This is a genomic window from Bifidobacterium sp. M0404, from assembly GCF_016101415.1.
GTDB classification, from domain to species: domain Bacteria; phylum Actinomycetota; class Actinomycetes; order Actinomycetales; family Bifidobacteriaceae; genus Bombiscardovia; species Bombiscardovia polysaccharolytica.
On sequence record NZ_JACFQP010000002.1, the window covers coordinates 480,562 to 498,155 of the forward strand.

12 protein-coding genes are annotated in these 17,594 nt (G+C 59.6%); all 12 read left to right on the forward strand.

Annotated elements, in window-relative coordinates:
* Nucleotides 1-96: 96 nt before the first annotated feature.
* The gene (locus H3T93_RS06140; protein WP_186363986.1) at nucleotides 97-1,455 is read left to right on the forward strand and encodes an extracellular solute-binding protein; all 1,359 of its coding nucleotides are present in this window, start codon (nucleotides 97-99) and stop codon (nucleotides 1,453-1,455) included.
* Nucleotides 1,456-1,567: 112 nt separating this feature from the next.
* Nucleotides 1,568-2,557 carry a carbohydrate ABC transporter permease gene (locus H3T93_RS06145; protein ID WP_232348701.1) on the forward strand — a complete coding sequence of 330 codons (990 nt, stop codon included), beginning with the start codon at nucleotides 1,568-1,570 and terminating at the stop codon, nucleotides 2,555-2,557.
* A gap of 3 nt (nucleotides 2,558-2,560) precedes the next feature.
* Nucleotides 2,561-3,460: a carbohydrate ABC transporter permease gene (locus tag H3T93_RS06150; protein WP_144178404.1), complete on the forward strand. Its 900-nt coding sequence runs from the start codon at nucleotides 2,561-2,563 to the stop codon at nucleotides 3,458-3,460.
* A 4-nt stretch (nucleotides 3,461-3,464) separates the two neighbouring features.
* Entirely contained in the window at nucleotides 3,465-4,358 is an 894-nt protein-coding gene (locus tag H3T93_RS06155; protein WP_144178406.1) for a hypothetical protein, read from the forward strand.
* A 219-nt stretch (nucleotides 4,359-4,577) separates the two neighbouring features.
* Complete coding sequence (locus H3T93_RS06160) at nucleotides 4,578-7,124, forward strand: alpha-L-rhamnosidase-related protein (RefSeq protein ID WP_186363987.1); 2,547 nt, start codon at nucleotides 4,578-4,580, stop codon at nucleotides 7,122-7,124.
* Between the two features lie 219 nt (nucleotides 7,125-7,343).
* The gene (gene rplJ, locus H3T93_RS06165; RefSeq protein ID WP_015022404.1) at nucleotides 7,344-7,865 is read left to right on the forward strand and encodes a 50S ribosomal protein L10; all 522 of its coding nucleotides are present in this window, start codon (nucleotides 7,344-7,346) and stop codon (nucleotides 7,863-7,865) included.
* A gap of 103 nt (nucleotides 7,866-7,968) precedes the next feature.
* Nucleotides 7,969-8,349 (forward strand): 50S ribosomal protein L7/L12, encoded by a 381-nt coding sequence (gene rplL / locus H3T93_RS06170; protein ID WP_045924837.1) that lies wholly within the window; start codon nucleotides 7,969-7,971, stop codon nucleotides 8,347-8,349.
* A 320-nt stretch (nucleotides 8,350-8,669) separates the two neighbouring features.
* Nucleotides 8,670-10,211 carry a glycoside hydrolase family 30 protein gene (locus tag H3T93_RS06175; RefSeq protein ID WP_144178409.1) on the forward strand — a complete coding sequence of 514 codons (1,542 nt, stop codon included), beginning with the start codon at nucleotides 8,670-8,672 and terminating at the stop codon, nucleotides 10,209-10,211.
* Nucleotides 10,212-10,263: 52 nt separating this feature from the next.
* Complete coding sequence (locus H3T93_RS06180) at nucleotides 10,264-11,799, forward strand: glycoside hydrolase family 30 protein (RefSeq protein ID WP_144178410.1); 1,536 nt, start codon at nucleotides 10,264-10,266, stop codon at nucleotides 11,797-11,799.
* Nucleotides 11,800-12,049: 250 nt separating this feature from the next.
* Nucleotides 12,050-13,642: a variant leucine-rich repeat-containing protein gene (locus H3T93_RS06185; RefSeq protein ID WP_233439355.1), complete on the forward strand. Its 1,593-nt coding sequence runs from the start codon at nucleotides 12,050-12,052 to the stop codon at nucleotides 13,640-13,642.
* 8 nt (nucleotides 13,643-13,650) lie between these two features.
* Nucleotides 13,651-17,361: a helicase gene (locus H3T93_RS06190; protein WP_144178414.1), complete on the forward strand. Its 3,711-nt coding sequence runs from the start codon at nucleotides 13,651-13,653 to the stop codon at nucleotides 17,359-17,361.
* Nucleotides 17,361-17,594: a hypothetical protein gene (locus H3T93_RS06195; RefSeq protein ID WP_144178416.1), complete on the forward strand. Its 234-nt coding sequence runs from the start codon at nucleotides 17,361-17,363 to the stop codon at nucleotides 17,592-17,594. Before H3T93_RS06190 ends, H3T93_RS06195 begins: the two co-directional genes overlap by 1 nt.

Consider the following 17,594-nt stretch of genomic DNA (forward strand, 5'->3'; position numbering starts at 1 on the left):
ACGGCTTTTCTGATGGCTGTGATTCATCAGAGGCGAGATAAGGGTCGGCTAACCCGGCCTGTTCCGCGGCATTGTCGCCGAAGGAAAGGGATGACCATGAACGTGAAAACTGTAACCAAGACTTTAGCGGTGGCTTCCGCGGCTATTATGCTGCTGTCTGGCTGCGGAAGTAGTGGAGGAGCAAGCAGTAAACAGGCCTCGGCAGTTGGGGATGGATTCGACAGCAAGGCCCAAACGGCAATCACCTTTGCGGGATGGTCTTTGGACATGACTCCTGAGTTCAAGGCTCTGGCCGATGGTTTCCATAAGGCCCACCCCAATGTGACGGTCAACATCAAGCAGTACTCGGCTGACGATTACGATAAGCAGCTGACGGCGGATATCTCTTCTGGTGCCCAGCCTGATGTTTTCCCGCTGAAGAACCTGATCAAGTATGTGACCTATTCAGAGTCGCAAGGATTGGCTGATATTTCTGATATTGCATCCAACTTCAAGAATGACAAGCACATCAGTCTCAGCGGCTATGAACGTGATGGCAAGTACTATGCCTTGCCCTATCGTACAGACACCTGGGTGCTTTTTTACAACAAGGACATGTTCAAGAAGACTGGCCTGGAGGAGCCCAATGCCAAGTGGACTTGGGATGACTACACCAAGGCAGCCAAACAGCTCAAACAGAAGCTGCCCGAGGCCGGCTATGACGCCAACAGCGTCTACCCCATGTACATGCACAGTTGGCAGGCCGTAGTTCAGTCCTTTGCCATAGCCCAGTGTGGCAAACCTGCGAGCCAAACCTTCCTCAAGGCTGATTTCTCCTACATGAAGCCCTATTACAAGCGAGCCTTGGCATGGCAGGATGACAAGCTGACCATCGATTGGAACACTGCGTTTACCAACAAGGTTCAGTACCAGCCGCAGTTCGGCACGCAGAAAGCAGCGATGATGCCCATGGGAACGTGGTACGCCGCCACCCTGCTTACTCAGCAGAATTCCGGGGAAGCCCAGAAGTTCAGTTGGGGTATGGCGCCAGTGCCACAGAACCCCGATCGCAAAGTGCCTAAGACTCCCATCACTTTTGGCAGTCCGACCAGCCTGGCCATCTCCTCCAAGACCAGCGGTCAGAAGCTTGCGGCCGCCAAGGAGTTCGTCAAGTGGGCCGTGGGCGAGGGAGGGGCCAACGAATTGGCCAAGCTCTCCACTACCCCTGCATACATCAACGACAAAATCACTCAGACCTTCTTTTCTCCGGAAGGGATGGCCAATGACGAGGCTTCAAAGAAGGCTTGGAGCACTCACGATATGAAGCTTGAGGCCCCAGTCGACCAGGCAACAGACACCATTAACTCCATTCTGTCCGACACCCATTCAGCCATTATGACCGAGACCAAGTCGGTCGATGCCGCTCTTAAGGAGACAACGCAAAACGTTCAGGATCAAGGCATTCTGGACGAGTAGGCATTAATTTTGGGGATCCGAGTCAATCCCACTATCGGATTTTGATTCGGATCCCCTGCACCGTGCCTGATTTCCAGGGGGACCGTAAGGCACGGGTGTGAAGGAGATGAGTATGTCAGAAATACAGGAACCGATTGTGAATGGCACAGCGGAGGCAACCATCCCATCGACAATAGGGGGTTCTGGCGGTGGGCGAAACAAGAGATCCGGCGGACGCAACAGTGTCGACGCTAAAGCCATCTCCCATCGGAATTTGCGCAATGGCTTGCTTTTCGTCTCGCCCAATTTTATCGGGTTCATAGCGCTGACCCTGTTCCCAACGCTAACCCTCTTCTACATAGCCTTCACCCGCTGGTCGGCCTTTGGCAGCCCTATTTTCAACGGATTGAAGAACTGGTCGCGGCTGACCCGTGACCGGATTTTCATGCAATCGGTCTGGAACACCATCTACTACTCCCTGGTGCACATTCCGCTGACGTTGATCCTGGCCTTCGGGCTGGCTGTGCTGCTCAATTCCAAACTGCGCGGTCGAGCCTTCTTCCGCACAGTAGCTTTCTTCCCTTATATAACTTCCATAGTTGCTGCCGCTCAAGTCTGGGGCATGCTTTTCGACCCCAAATCCGGACCCATCAACATGCTGCTCAAACTGTTTGTCTCCAATCCTCCAGGGTGGCTGGGCTCCACGGCCTGGGCCATGCCGGCGGTCATCATCGTCGGCACCTGGAGAGAGGTCGGCTATTACATGATCCTGCTTCTGGCCGGCCTGCAGACCATCCCCTCGGAGATGTTCGAGGCGGCGGAACTGGATGGAGCCAACGGCTGGCAAAGGTTCTGGCATGTGACCGTGCCAATGATGCGCCCCACCCTCTTCTTCGTGATGGTCACCCTAACCATTGGTTCCTTCAAGATCCTGGATCTGACCCTGGTCATGACCAACGGCGGACCTGGCACGAGCACCCTGGTCCTGGCCCAGTACATCTACCGGGTGGCCTTCGAACGCGGAGACTTCGGGTATGCATCAACCGTGTCCCTGGTTCTCCTGGCCATCTGCATGGTGGTCACCCTGGCACAGTTCTGGTACAACAACTCCAAGGAGGACTGACGCATGACAAGTCCCATCGCAACTACTATCGACCAGCGCAATTCCGGAGAGGACATACCCTGGAACGTCCACAAGGCTTCTCCGACTAAAGTGATCGGCTCCGTCATCGGATATGCCGCAATGCTGGCGGTCAGCGCTTTCGTGCTGCTGCCCTTCGTCTGGATGGTCCTTTCCTCGCTCAAGCCGAACAACGAGGTCTACGCCATCCCCATCAAGTGGTTCCCCTCTGTCTGGCAGTGGGGCAATTACCTGGACATCTGGACCAAGTCCGACATGATGACCTGGCTGGTCAACACCGTTTTCTTTGCCATCGTGGTGACTTTTCTTCAGGTTTTCACCGGCTCTTTCGCTGCTTATGGCTTCTCCAAAATTCCTTTTCGGGGAAGAACCACTCTCTTCTTGATTTACATCGCCACTATGGCCGTGCCCTGGCAGGCTTACATGATTCCCCAGTTCAAGATGATCTCTGCAGTAGGGTTGTCTGACACGCGTTGGTCCATCATCCTTCTGCAGGCCTTCGGCGCCTTTGGCGTCTTCATGATGAAGCAGTTCTACGACACCATTCCCGAGGATCTGTCCGAGGCGGCCAGGCTGGACGGTTTGAGCGAATTCGGCATCTACTGGCGTATCGTACTGCCTCTGTCTGGACCATCTTTGGCGGCCTTGGCTATTATCACCTTCACAAATACTTGGAATGACTACATGGGGCCGTTGATCTACCTGCGCTCGCAGAATCTGTACACCATCCAGCTGGGCCTCAAACTGTTCATCTCCCAGTACAATGCCGACTATGCCATGATCATGACCGGCTCGGTTCTTTCGGTCCTGCCCATTCTGATCGTCTTCCTCATCGGTCAGAAGCAGTTCATTGCCGGCATTGCGACATCCGGCATGAAAGGCTGAGTCCTTGGCTGGGAACGATGGCGACCAGGGGCGTCCCGCCAAGGGCTATGCCATGCGGGCGCTCCTCGGGATAACCAACTCCGTTGCTGTGGTGTTGGGCGCTGGATGCTGCTCCCTGCTGGGGATGCTGCCTTTGGCTGCTGTATTGATCTTTCTGCGGGACCCGCAGTATTTCCCGACCTACCTGGTGGCTGCCGTGCTGTCCGCGCCTGGTCTGGCTGCCCTCTTTGCCATCTACCGTGATCATCCAGGCCTGTCCTCGTCCTCTGCCAGGGCCAGGCGGCAGGCTCTGGATTCCATGACAGAGCGAGGGCATGCTCTGCCGGATTGGATAGCAAAGCCCTATGTGGATTCGGGGACGGTCTATGGATTCTTCTGCGCCTACTGGCGGGCCTACAAGGTTCTGGCCCTGAAGTCATGGGCGACTTGGCTGCCTCTGGGACTTATCGCTTTCGCGCTGATTTATGATCTGCAGATTGCATTACAGCTCTCATGGGGACAGCTCCTGTTCCTCCCCATCCTGGTATGCCTGCTGCTCCTGTTGCAGGCCGGCCTGGTCTCTCTGGTACTGCTGGTGGAATATCCTCGGGCGCGCATCCGCAAGGTGTTGATCAATGGCCTCCTCCTGTCGGTGCGTCGTTGGTACATGCTGGTTCTGTCACTGGCGGTCCTGGCAGGGTATGCCTGGGGGCTGATGCGCTCGCCTATCCTGGTGGCTCTTCTGGCCACAGGTCTAATCTGGTATCTGGTCTGGGCTGCTGTGCGTTGGCAGGCCGATCCCTTCTTCCGGCAGATGGCCCGCGAGAGCAAGGACCCAGATATCCAGGCCATGTATGGACTGCCTGAAGCTGGAGCCAAGGGCTCCTCCTTCACCGCGCTGCAGGACTACCGGCAATAGTGGTTCGCGAAGAAAAATTGTATTTGTGAGCAGGTTCGAGGAGGATTCGCTGGAATGGACTGCGGGCCTTTGCAGGTGTTGATCGAGGATCGGGACTGTCCCGTAGATATCGAACCTGGTACCAAGCCCACGGTCAGGTGGAGGCTGGATCCTTTGCCGTCCTGGGCGGATAAGGTCCGTTTCGCTAGGGTACGAGTCTTCGAACACCCTAAGGGAAGGATGCTTGCAGACACCGGCATCCAACCTGCGGACGAGCTCAATGGAAGCCGTCTGCCTGGACCTGATATGGATCCTTCGCGACGGTATTGGCTGACCGTTCTTCTACTGGATGCACAGGGCCGTCGGCTGATAGGGTCTGAACCCATCACCTTTGGCACGGGGCCTGGCCTGGTCTGGCACGCTCGAGCCATTTGGTCCGAAGATGACGAAAAGAACTCCTCGGGTCCTCAGGGCAATGCCGAAGGTTGGGCCCTGATGCGTGGTGTGGTCCGGCTGCCCCCGGGGCCAATCCTCTGGGCCAGTCTGTACGCGACCGCTGACAGCACCGTACCTGCGCGTCAGTTTGTCTACCGACTATGGCTCAATGGGCGCTTTCTGGGCTGTGGACCGGTATTCCCCTTGGATGGAGAGGATCGTTACAGGGGCTACGAGGTCACCGGCCTCTTGCGTCCGGGAGCGGAGAATGTTCTGGGTGTTGTGGCCTATGCCATGGAAGGCCGACGCTTTCAGGCCCAGTTGGATGTGGGCCGGCCTGACGGCAGTGTGGAGCACTATGGCACAGACGCCGAATGGAAGGCTATTAGCGGTGCCAAGGCCTTTCCTGACAGCGCGTCCATCGGCACAACCTACTATCAGGCTCCGGCTGAGGACATCGACCTGTCCCGATATCCTTGGGGTTTTTCTCGGCCGGGCTTTGACGACTCTGCCTGGCGGAAGGTTCGGATTCGGCCCTCATTCTCCAAGTGCCTTGCCGCTCCTGCAGATGGCACCAGACTGACTCGGGTGAAAGCTCATCGAGTTTTAGCGGCTGCTCCTGGCCATCTTCTGCTGGACTTCGGCTCCGTGCGGCTGGGCGGCATCGGGCTTCGGGTGGATCTGTCGCAACATTTGGATCTGACCGTCCGCTACGGGGAGGTTCTGGACGGCCAGGGAGGCGTTCGTTACCGTCTGGCCACCTCCAACGTCTATCAGGATCGCTGGCGGCTGCAACCTGGCAGCAACCGGGCACAGACTTGGGGAATCCGGGTCTTTCGATATCTGGAGCTGATCTGGCCTGCGGAATCTGACCCTGAAGGGCTGCTGGCGAGCCTGCCTGACGGGGGTCTGTGGGCGGAGTGCCTTGAGGCTCCCGTATATGACGACCACGCCAGTTTTCATTGCGACAGGCCTCTGTTGGATGGGGTCTGGCAGCTGGGGCGGAACACCATCAGGGGACTCAACGCTGACATCTACGTAGATTCCTGGACTCGGGAACGGGCTCCCTATGAGGCTGATGCCTGGATCCAGCAGCGGGCTCATATGGTGCTGGATGATGCGCCCGCCCTGGGCCGTTACAGCCTGGACTATCTCATCGCCAACAGGACCTGGCCCACCGAGTGGCCCCTCTACAGCATTTTGGCTGTGCACGATGCCTGGATGCACACCGGAGATCTGACCCAGGCGGCAGCCCAGTACGAACGGCTGATGGGACTGCTGCCAGACAAATATCTGGACCAAGACAGCGGATTGATCGTCAAGGACCCCGGCACTTCCAGCCAGATGGATGGCGACCTGGTCGACTGGCCGCCCGTTGAACGCGATGGATATGTCTTCGGCCGTGTCAATACGGTCATCAACGCACTGGCCAGTGCTGCCTATAAAGCCATGGCTCGTCTGTCGCGGGCCTTGGGCCGTCGCAGCAGAGCCGGCCGTCTGGCAGAGGTGTCCCGAAAAATGCAGGAGGCCCTGGATGAGCGGCTCTACGATCCAGCGGTCGGCGCCTACCGGGATGGTCTGCTAGACGGTCCCGAGGGTCCGGCCATCGATCACTGCGCAATGCATGCTTCGGCCTTTGTTCTGGCTTTTGCGCCTCCCTCTGATCCCGCTCGTCTGGAGGCGGTCGGTGCCTATCTGCGTCGTAGAGGGATGGCCTGCAGCGCCTATGCGGCCGCCGTGCTTTTGGATGGACTTTATCGATCGGGTCTAGGGGCTGATGCCTTGGCTCTGCTTTCGGCAGGTGACGGTATCCGCACCTGGAAGCATATGCTGGACCAGGGTGCTGGAGGCACCATGGAGGCCTGGGACCCATCGATCAAATCCAACACCACCTATTCGCACCCATGGGGGGCCTCACCTGTCTGGCTGATTTCCAGCGGGCTGATGGGGCTGCGGCCTTTGAAACCCGGGTACCGAGAATTCGTTGTCGCGCTCCAACCTGGAGGTCTGGGCAGGGCCGAGCTGACCATGCCCGTGCCCACTGGGGACATCCATATCTCCTATAGGATTACAGGAAAAGCGGATAGCAGGCCAGGGTTTGTCCCCCTGCCGGATATCGATCTGGACCTGGTGGTGCCGCAGGGCTGTCGGGGTCATTTGGTCCTCCCGCCTATATGTGGTGTCAGGCCAGGGGGTCAGGTCGAGGCCTTGCTGGACGGGTCGCCAATCATGCTGAAGGCCTTGGATGCCGACAATCGGGTGGCCGGCATTCGTTGCAGAGCGGGATCGTTGCTTGCGGATGCGCTGCCCTGCGGCCATCACCATCTGGTGCTGCCGCACGCGCAGGCTTGACAGTCTTTTCTGATCTGTGTATTGTTAGCCCTTGCATACCAAAGACCGTTGGTCGGGACCCTTGGGTCTCCTAAGTTCGGTTGATCGAGCCAGCACAGGTTGAGTTTCAAATCGGTCCTTGCGACCTGTTTTCCGCTCTGCCTGTCGGCAGGGCTTTCTTTTTGCCCGCCATGCTCAGTCGTCCGGCTCCCTCCAGAGGTCTGTCTAGGAAGGAACGCCATGAAAAGGCCCGAAAAGGAAGAGGCTGTCGCCAGGCTGACGGACAAGTTCCGTGACGCCGATGCCATCATCCTCACCGAGTACCGCGGGCTCAGTGTTCCGCAGGTCGCCGATCTGCGAAACAAGCTAGGCCGCGATACTTCCTACAACGTGGCGAAGAACACGCTAGCCCGGATTGCGGCCAAAGAGGCTGGAATCGAGGGTCTCGATGAGATGCTTGCCGGCCCCTGCGCCATCACCTTCGTCAAGGGTGATTACGTCAATGCCGCCAAGACGCTGCGTGATTTCGCCAAGGACAACCCGGCACTGATCGTCAAGGGCGGCTTCATTGATGGAGCTGTTGCTGACGCGGATGCCATGGAGAAAATCGCGGATCTGGAATCCCGCGATGTTCTGCTCTCCCGGATGGCCGGCGCGCTCAAGGGCACCATGTCCAAGGCCGCCAACCTGTTCGTCGCTGTGCCTACCAAGGCCGTGCGCACGTTCGACGCCCTGCGCGAGAAGCAGGAAAAGGCCGCCTGAGTTCACGGCCATTGGCCCGGATTCATACGGTAAACGCAAAAAAAGATGTTCGGTGATCGGCCTACCAGTCAATGCCGGTCGCCACAAATGAAAGGAAGCCATTATGGCCAAGCTCTCCGCTGACGAGCTCATCGACGCGTTCAAGGAAATGACTCTGGTCGAGCTGTCCGACTTCGTCAAGAAGTTCGAGGACGAGTTCGACGTCGAGGCCTCTGCCCCTGTGGCCGTGGCCGCTGCCGCCCCCGGTGCCGCTGCTCCTGCTGAGGAGGAGAAGACCGAGTTCGATGTCGTCCTCTCCGCCATCGGCGACAAGAAGATTCAGGTCATCAAGGCCGTCAAGGCCATCACCAACCTGGGTCTGGCCGACGCCAAGGCTCTGGTTGACGGTGCTCCCAAGGCCGTCCTGGAAGGCGCCAAGAAGGAAGACGCCGACAAGGCCAAGGCTCAGCTGGAAGAGGCCGGCGCCACCGTCGAGCTCAAGTAGTCATCGGCTCTTCTGAGCCCTTGCATGTTAAAAAGCCCCAAACCGTTAATGACGGTGCGGGGCTTTTCCTATACCCTGTCCGACCGTGCGCGCAGGGGTGACTATGCTTGCCTGAGCCGATCTGCATAGGTGTATATGGACGGGTTGCGCCCCCCGCTGTGATCGCGGCTTCGGCCACTTCGGGGCATAGGGATGATCATCCAATCGCAATGATCGAAGTTGATCGAAACAGTTTGTTCATGATTGGATTCGCTGCTAAGCTAAGCCCTGTCCTATCGACCACGACGCCGATGCCCAGATATGACAACGAGAGAGCAATCATGACTATCACCTTCACCAACCAGTTCTGGACCGTGACCTCTGGTGACCTGACCGATCGCCGCCGGCCTCTGCAAGCCCCTCCAATGGGAGAGAAGCCCAAGGACGCCAGGCCCATCGTCATCGATCCCTGCCAGCGGCATCAGCCCTGGATCGGGGCCGGAGCCGCCATCACTGATGCCGCGGCATCGCTGATTTGGGGCAGTCAATCCGCGCAGCAGAGACATGCTCTTCTGGACGATATGTTCAACCCTGACAAGGGCGGCTTTTCGGTCATCCGCATTCCGCTGGGCTCCTGCGAGCCGTCCTCCCAGCCCTACTACACCTATGACGACATCCCCTTCGGCGAGCAGGACAGGGATCTGGTCAGGTTCTCTCTGGGCGAGGGTGAGCCCGGTGCCCCGGACGCCACCAAGGACTACAAGTACATCATCCCCGTCGTGCAAGAGATACTGTCCATCAATCCTGCCGTGAAGATCATCGCATCCCCTTGGACTGCACCAGCCTGGATGAAGAATACCGGCCACCTGTGCATGGGTGGCCATCTTCGTTTCAATGAGTGGACAGGCAACGGCTATAATCCGTTGGAGGACTCTGTCGAAGGGGCCTATGCTCGTTACTTCGCCCGCTACATCGACGAGATGGAGGCCATAGGCATCCCCATCTGGGCGGTCACTGTACAGAACGAGCCCTCCAATGCAGCTCCATGGCCGGCCATGCTCTGGACGCTGGCCCAGCAGGCCGACTTTGCCCACCGCTTCCTGCGGCCTGCGCTGGATCGACGGCACGCCCAGGTGCGCATTTTCATCAACGATGACTCTGGACACTGCCTGACCGGACCGGTCGACAAGGATGTCACCGCAGAGCAGGCCCGGTCCATCGACGGTCTTACCTTGCATACCTATGACAACGACTATCCGCATCTGGATTATGCCAACCGGGTCTATCCGCAGTGGCTCTACGGCATGACCGAGCGTCGCTGCATGCTGGACCAGACCCCGGAGGATGCCGCACACATCATGTCCGGGGTCATCGGCAACTGGCTGGTCCGCCATGGCTCTTCCTTCATCACCCTGTGGAACATGGCCCTGGACGAGCGGGGGCTGCCCAACCAGATCGGTGCCGACGGCAGACGCGGGGTAGTCACCATCGATCATGGCAGCGGCAAGGTCCGCAGGAACCTGGAGTATTTCATGCTCCGCAGCTTCGGCCAGGACGTAGAGCCGGGCTCGGTGGTGATCGACTCCAGCAACTACACACCGGACGGCTGGAGCGGCTCTCTGGGCTCCGTGGCCTTCCTGGCACCGGACGGGTCCATCGCCGCCCATATCTACAACCCCACGGGCAAGCCTATCAAGGCGGCTGTCACCATTAACGGCTGGGGGAACCGCTGGCAGGGCGTGACCGTGCCAGCCTGGGGGACCGTTACCATGCACGCGACGACAAGCGAGCGGATCAACGATTCGGCAGTGCCCGAAGATGAGGATTTCGCTCTGCAATTGCCTGAGTACACCGTGGATGACAAGGCTCCCGGACAGGACTAAGGCTCGGATTCTGCAAACCGGGAAAGATCCCGGCGGAAGGAGAAATACGATTATGAAGGAGATCTGGACCGCGACGGCAGGGGATCTGTCCCAACGACGAGAACCGATAACGATCCCTGAGACGACGAATGGACCAGGCGCAGCCGTACCCATCGTCATTGATCCAACCAGACGCTACCAGTACTGGGAGGGGGCCGGTGCTGCTCTGACGGACTCCAGCGCCTACCTGTTCATGACGGCCATGGATGCCGACCAACGGCATCGGATTCTGACCGAGCTCTTCGACCCGGCTCAGGCGGGCCTGTCCACCTTGAGGATCTCCATGGGGTCCTGCGACTTCTCCAGCCAGCGCTACTACTCCTATGATGACCTGCCCGAGGGAGTACTGTCGGATGCGGGTATGTCCTACTTCTCCATTGGGCAGGGGAAGCCAGGCTCGCCCGAAGCCACCAGGGACATGAAGTACGTGGTCCCCGTCCTTCAGGAGATCATGGCCATCAACCCGGGCGTGCGGATTCTGGCCTCTCCCTGGAGCGCACCCGCCTGGATGAAGGACAGCGGTCGGCTGGACGGGGCTGGTCGTCTGCGGCTGGGGCAATACTGCGGCAACGGCTATCGTCGACAGGACACGGTCGATGCGGCCTATGCCCGCTATTTTGTCCGCTTTATCGAGGCTTACCAGAAGCTCGGGATTCCCATTGCAGCAGTGACCATGCAGAACGAGCCCTCAAACAATCCACCCTGGCCTATGACGATTTGGACCCCTGAGGAGCTGGTGCGCTGGGGTGTGGACTACCTGCGTCCGGCTCTGGATCGCAGCTTCCCCGAGGTGGAGATCTTCTTCGGTGATGACGGTCTGAGGTTCTTCAGCCGTCCGGTCAGCGACTATATGACCCCTGTCGAAGCTCAGAGCTTTGCCGGTACGGCTATGCATACATATTCCGGCCTGCCCAAGTGGGTCGTGAATGCCACCAGGCAGTTCCCCGGATGGCGCTCGGTCATGAGTGAGCGGCGCTGCATGCTGGACGAGCAGGTGGACGAGGCCAGCCATGTCATGTTCGGAGAGATCGGCATCGGACTGGTCCGCCAGGGCGTGGGCATGATTGACCTGTGGAATCTGGCTCTGGATGAGCAGGGTCTGCCCAGTTGGGCGCGGACTATGGGCCGGCGCGGGGTCATCACCATCGATTCCCAAACTGGCGGTGTCAAGCGCAATCTGGAATACTTCATGCTCCGTAATTTCGGGCAGGATGTGCCGATCGGCGCTCGCAGGGTGGCCTCCACCAGCTATACCCGCGACGGCAGGACAGGCGGTCTGGGCTCGGTTGCCTTCGTTCGCGACGACGGCGAGCTCAGCGTCATCCTCTACAACCCGACCGGAGAGCCTATCCGGGCGGCCCTGACCGTCAATGGCTGGGGCGCCAGCTGGCGACCGGTGAGTGTACCGGCTTTCGGGACGGTCTCCTGTCATGTGTCAGACTCCGACCACGTAAACCGCAGTAGGGTGCCGGAGGATGACCAATTCGTTGTCCATATGACTCCGCACCCAGCTGATGACCACGATGAGGGAGAGGACGACCAGGGCTGATTCGATGATGGCGGCCGCTGATTGACTCTGATGGTTTTATCCGGAGCCAGGGCGGCCGCCATTTTATGCGGTTCACTTCGATGCCCAAGCCTTGCCTGCAGGGAAGGCTCACTGCTCTGGCATGTCTGCCAGTCCTTCATGTGTCCTTTATCAGTTAATTCGGCACGCAATCAATCCTATCTCTGGGTTTCATGACAGAATAGGCGATAGTACCGAGTGAAGGCGGCTGCAGATTTGGGAGGTCGAAAACGTGAGTGACGATCGGCGACCGGGGCAGGTGTGGATAATCAAGTTCAATGGGGTGGAAGAGACCCGGCTCAAGCCTGGCGAGACCGTCGAGATCGGCCGCAAGCCTCTGCGTCCGCTGCCCGATGACGGCCGGCGTCGTCTGGAGGTGACCGATCAGACTAAATCCATGTCAAAACGACATGCCATTTTCACCGTCGATCAGGACGGTTTGGCCACCCTGCGCGACATGGGTTCCACCAACGGGTCCTATCTGATTCAGTCTGACGGATCACTGGTCAGGCTGCCTGTGGATGCCGCTTACCCCCTGTCCAGCACCTCGGCTCGTTTCCAGTTCGGTGATGTTCCTGTCGATTTCGTGCGCATCAGCAATCCCGAAGAAGACCAAACCGATCCCTCGCTCCGGGTACCTGACCTCTTTTCATACTCCACACAGCCCCGCGGCACGGTGGAGCCTGATGCAGCCGACATGTCCGTTGACGACATTCTGGATATGCGTGCCGGCGAGCCCACCGGCATCTTCAAGGCCGACGGGGTTCGCAACCGGGTCACTGCCCTTCATGATATGGCCCTGGGTGCCGCCAAGACAGCCGATTCTTCCCAAGAGGCGGACGGAATTTCACAAGATCGTCCCAGGTCTGCCTCAGTTGCTCACGACTCGGAGGATAGCGCGTCGCCGCCTTTCTCCGGAAGATCAGCGTCTGCGAATACGCGTGACTCGCAAGCGCGGTATTATGACGATCCTGATTCAGCAGAGCGTGGCCAGACTGACAAGGGATCGGCAGGTACTGGCTCGGCAGATGGTCAGGTAGCGGACCGTCGCAGGGCCTATGCCGACCAGCCGGATGACAAAGAAATCGAAGACCGCGAGGGTGGCCGGCGTGAAGGGGACTTCCAGGCTCAGGACTCTCGTGACGAAGACCGCCGACCCCTGCCGTGGCAGGAGGACGAATCCGAGCAGGGTCTGCCGCTGGTCGGCACCCAGGAGGAGGACAGGCAGCCGGTCGGCCGTGACCTTTTCGCTGATGCTCGTCGCTCGCGTTCCGCTGAATCCGATCCTGATCAGGAACGCTATGACCAGAATGCTCGTGATGACCGTGGTCAACAGGATGAGAGCGTCTCTTCCGGCTACAAAGGCCATGTGGACGGCCAGTCCAGACAAGGCTCGGCGGGCGAATCAGGCTCAGCCCAGGGGTTCACCCCGCTGGGAGCTGTAGAGCTGGCACGCCTGTCCAAGGAGGAACCGGATCAGTCCCGGCTTCCTGATCCAGCGGAAAAGCAGGATGATGACCATCAATACCAGCCGGCCTTTGAGCCCGGATCCGTCTTCGAACGGGTTTCGAAGGGTGACTATGACCGTGGCCAGGAAGCCATAGAGGTGGACGGGATGAGTTCTGATGATGCCAAGCGAACCGGGGACTTCGCCCTGCAGTTCGCCATGGCCAAGCATCGGCAACTGCTGCCTTTCCTGGCCATGAACCCGGCCCTTTACGACGATCTTTACGCCTGGTTGGAGGCCCAGGGCGACCGGGACATCGATGCGGCCCTGCAAAACAATGAGGGGTATCACGAATATCTGAACGCCGTGCGGAAGTGAGTAGACGGATGAGCGAGACGGTAATGAGCACCGGGGGATCGGAACAGGGCAAACGTACCGAGGATGCACAGGCATCAGCGGCCGAATCCTCCCCTGACCGTGCGGCAGAAGAGGTCAAAGCTCCGCTGACTCCTCTGGATCGAATTCGAGGATGGCGCCAGGAATACCAGAACCAGGTGGGATTGACTCCTCTGGAGAGTGTATCGCAGCTGGCTGCGCAGATGGACCTGTCACATGCGCATCCTTCAGGCATTGCACAGCTTTTCGCCAGCGGCCAGGTCCATCTGGATGCGCTCTTCCGAGACCGGGGCATGCTGCGCGCGGCCCACCGGCGCATGGAGCGGGTTCTGGACGATCAGGCCGCCAAGGAGCGTGCCAGCGGCTTTGCCCAGCTCTCCATGGTGGTAGGAGTGGCTGCCTGGCAGGGGCGCGACATGCCTGTTCTGCTCTACCCCGTGCGTATTGATGAGAGCACACAGGGAACCTCCAGAGCCTCCATCAGATTCACAGGCAAGGTGGATCTTAATCCTGCCTTGATCTCGGCCATGCGCGAGCGAGGCATCACCCTGGATCCTGACCGCCTGTTTTCCGCCTCCCATTATCAGGGCGGCACGCCGGAAACTTCATCGCTGTTCAAGGACATGACGGCCCTGATCACGCCGCATATCAGCGACTTCACCATCGAACGGAAAATTGTCCTAGGGTGTTTCATCGAGCCATCGGCCCAGCTGCTTGGTGAAAGCCTCCGGATTCTGGACCGGATGACTGTCGGGTCCACCGGTAACGATCTGTTGGATGCTTTGGCAGGCGACCAGGCGGCCTCCGAGCGGCTCAAGGGCGGATCCGTGCCCGACTACAGTCCCTTCGATGCGGATCCTCACAGCGAATTCGAGTCCGGAGATGTGGCCAACCGGGTCCGTTATGCAGCCCAGCTGGTGGCGACCGGGCATAGCGTGCTTGTGGATGAACAGACCGGCCGCCACAGCGCTGACGATGCTTTGGCCATTGCCTCGCGTTGCGTCACCGCAGGCAGGACAGTGCTCTATGTGCCCTGTGTGGTGGAGGAGAAGCGGCGCTTCCAACACCGTCTGGAAGCTGCCGGGATGGCTGGCATGGCCCTTGACCTGACCGACGACCAACTGGGCCGCGTCCTGGATCAGCGTTTGATCGATGCGGTAGGCTTCAAACCCGGCAAGGCCAGTGAGCATTTTGATCAGGTGGCTGACGAGCTTGTGGGTGTCCGTTCCCGGCTGACCCGTTACCTGGGCGATCTTCATGGAGTGGATTCGGGCTGGGGAGTTTCGGCCTACCAGACGATTCAGAATCTGGCCAACATTGCCAACATGCCTACGCATCCTGCCACCCGTGTCCGTTTGGGTGCGGCCACGGCCCACAACCTGCAGCCCGAGTTGGATGCCTGGGCGGACAAGCTGGAGAGGGCTGCCGAGCTGGGCGAATTCGTCATCGGCCCCCAAGACACTCCCTGGTTCGGTGCCACACTGATCAACGATAACGAGGCCGTGGATGCTTACTCCCGTGTGGTTCGTCTTCTGCAGCGGCTTCTGCCGGACACCCGTGAGCAGGTCAAATCTACTGTAGAGACCTGTGGATTCCCCGTGCCGGCCACCGTCAAGGATTGGGGACGGCAGGTGGTGGTCCTCAAGAACCTGCGCCGTGTTCTGGATGTCTTCCAGCCCTCCATCTTCGAGCGCGACATTCCCGCCATGATCGAGGCCACCAAGTCCAAGGCCGATCGCAAGGCTGATGGCACCAATCTGGGGTTCTGGGAGCGTCGACGTCTTGTCAAGGAGGCTAAGAGCCTGCTCAGACCTGGTGCGCAGGTCGAGGATCTGCACGAGTCACTGGTGGTGGTCTCCAAGCAGGCCGAGCAGTGGCGGACATTCGTCCCCCACGGCGGCTGGCCGGTCCTGCCGCCCAAGCTGGACGTCATCATTGACACTCAGGAATCTCTGATTCGTGACATGACGGCTCTGGACACCGTCCTGGACTCGACTCCGGCTGGCGGCGATCTGGAGACCATGGACTTCAACAAGGTGGAGGAGCGGCTCAAGGCCCTCTTTGACGACCATACAGCCCTGGATACCTTGCCTGAACGCTGCGCTTTGGAGGGTGAATTCAACAAGGCGGGTCTGGATGGCCTGGTCCAGGATCTGCGCAACCGGCAGGTTGAAGGTAAGGCGGTACGGGCCGAACTGCAGCTGGCGTGGTGGACCACGGTCTTTGACGACATCATGCGTTCCTCGCAGATCATCTCCAACCAGGACGGTTCCGCCTTATCCAGCGCAGCCGACCGCTTTAGTCAGGTGGATGCACAGCACGTGGCCAGCATAGGGCCCATGGTTGCCCAGGAGAGCGAAAAGCGTCTGTCCGAGCTGCTCTTCTCGCGCACACAGGAGGCCAATCAGCTGCACACCATGCTGGCAGGCAACCCTGGCGCCTCCCTTCCGGTCTTCCAACAGGCCCATCCCAGCATACTGTCGGCGGCCAAGCCCATCATCATCGCGACTCCTGCCACGCTGGCGACCAGAACCAATCCGACACAGCTGGCCGATACGGTCATCATCGACGCCGGGGCCCATATGCCTTCCATCCAGGTCCTGACCGTGCTGGCTCGGGCCCGGCAGGTGGCAGTCATCGCCCACCGGCCGACCGTAACCTCGGATGGCCTGTTGCAGCTGATCGACCGTCTGGTTCCGGTCACTGTCAAAGCCCGGCCCTCGCGCCGCTCGATTCGTCTGGACGCCTTCCTGAAGGATCATGGTTATGGGGATTTGTCGGCGCCTGTGCCTGATTGCCGGGAGCCTGGCAGGGTGACCCTGACCAGGGTGGAGGGTGTTGGCGTCCCGGTCATGGCCACCGGTCTGGTCGAGTCCAGCCAGCAGGAGGTCGCTGCTGTCGTCGACATGCTCAAGCGCAAGGCCGGATCTTTTTCCCTGGTACCGAACAGTTACCTGCTGACTGTGGTCACCCTGTCAGCTACTCATCGCTCCCGGCTGGGCGCTGAACTCAAGTCGGCAGCCGCCAAGGACAGGGTTTTCGCCAAGTTCCTGCGGCATGTACGCATTGTCGGCATCGACGAGGTCTGCGGTGCCCGGGCCACGGATGTGATCCTCACTTTGGGCTTTGCCAAGACCACCCACGGTCGTCTCCTGCAGCAGTTTGGCGATCTGGAAGGCGAAGGAGGCAAGGGCATGCTGCTGGATGCACTGGTCCTGCCGGATCGGAATCTGGACATCGTCGCGGCATTCTCGGCTGACGATCTGGAGGACGACCGCATTCACCAGCCAGGGCCGCGTCTGCTCAAGGACCTGTTGACCTGGGTTGAGCATCCCGACGCTGAACCCGCGCGGCCCGAGCAAGCCGAGCAATCCACCAATGTGCTCTTCAGGGATCTGGCCCAGAGGCTCCGGACCCGGGGGCTGGATGTAGCCCTGGATTATGGGTATGACCAGGCGCCCCGAATTCCATTGGTGGTGGGGCTCAAGAACAAGCCCTATGCTTTGGCTGTGCTGACCGACGACGCCGAGTTCATGCACACCCAGTCCACCAGGGAGCGTCACCGGTTCACCACCGAGGACCTGCAGTATCTTGGCTGGTCGGTCATGACGGTCTGGAGCGTTTCGGCCTTTGTCAACCCCGATAAGGAAGCCGATAGGATCGTCGCTCGCCTTGCCGATATCTACCATCAGGCGCGTTGATGGCGGATGATCAGCTAGACCGAGGAAATCAGGCCGGTAATCCTGCAGCTTCACGCCGACGTCGGCATCGCCGGGTGGTTCGCCCAGGCACGGAACGGTTCGATGTTGACGGCATCGAGGAGGATCCTCAGGACCAGGTCTGTACCCAGGATCGTCTTGACGGGGATGACCGACGGATCCTGGGTGAGCTGCCGCCACATTGGGGACTCTTCCCCAATGAGCGTGGCGACTGA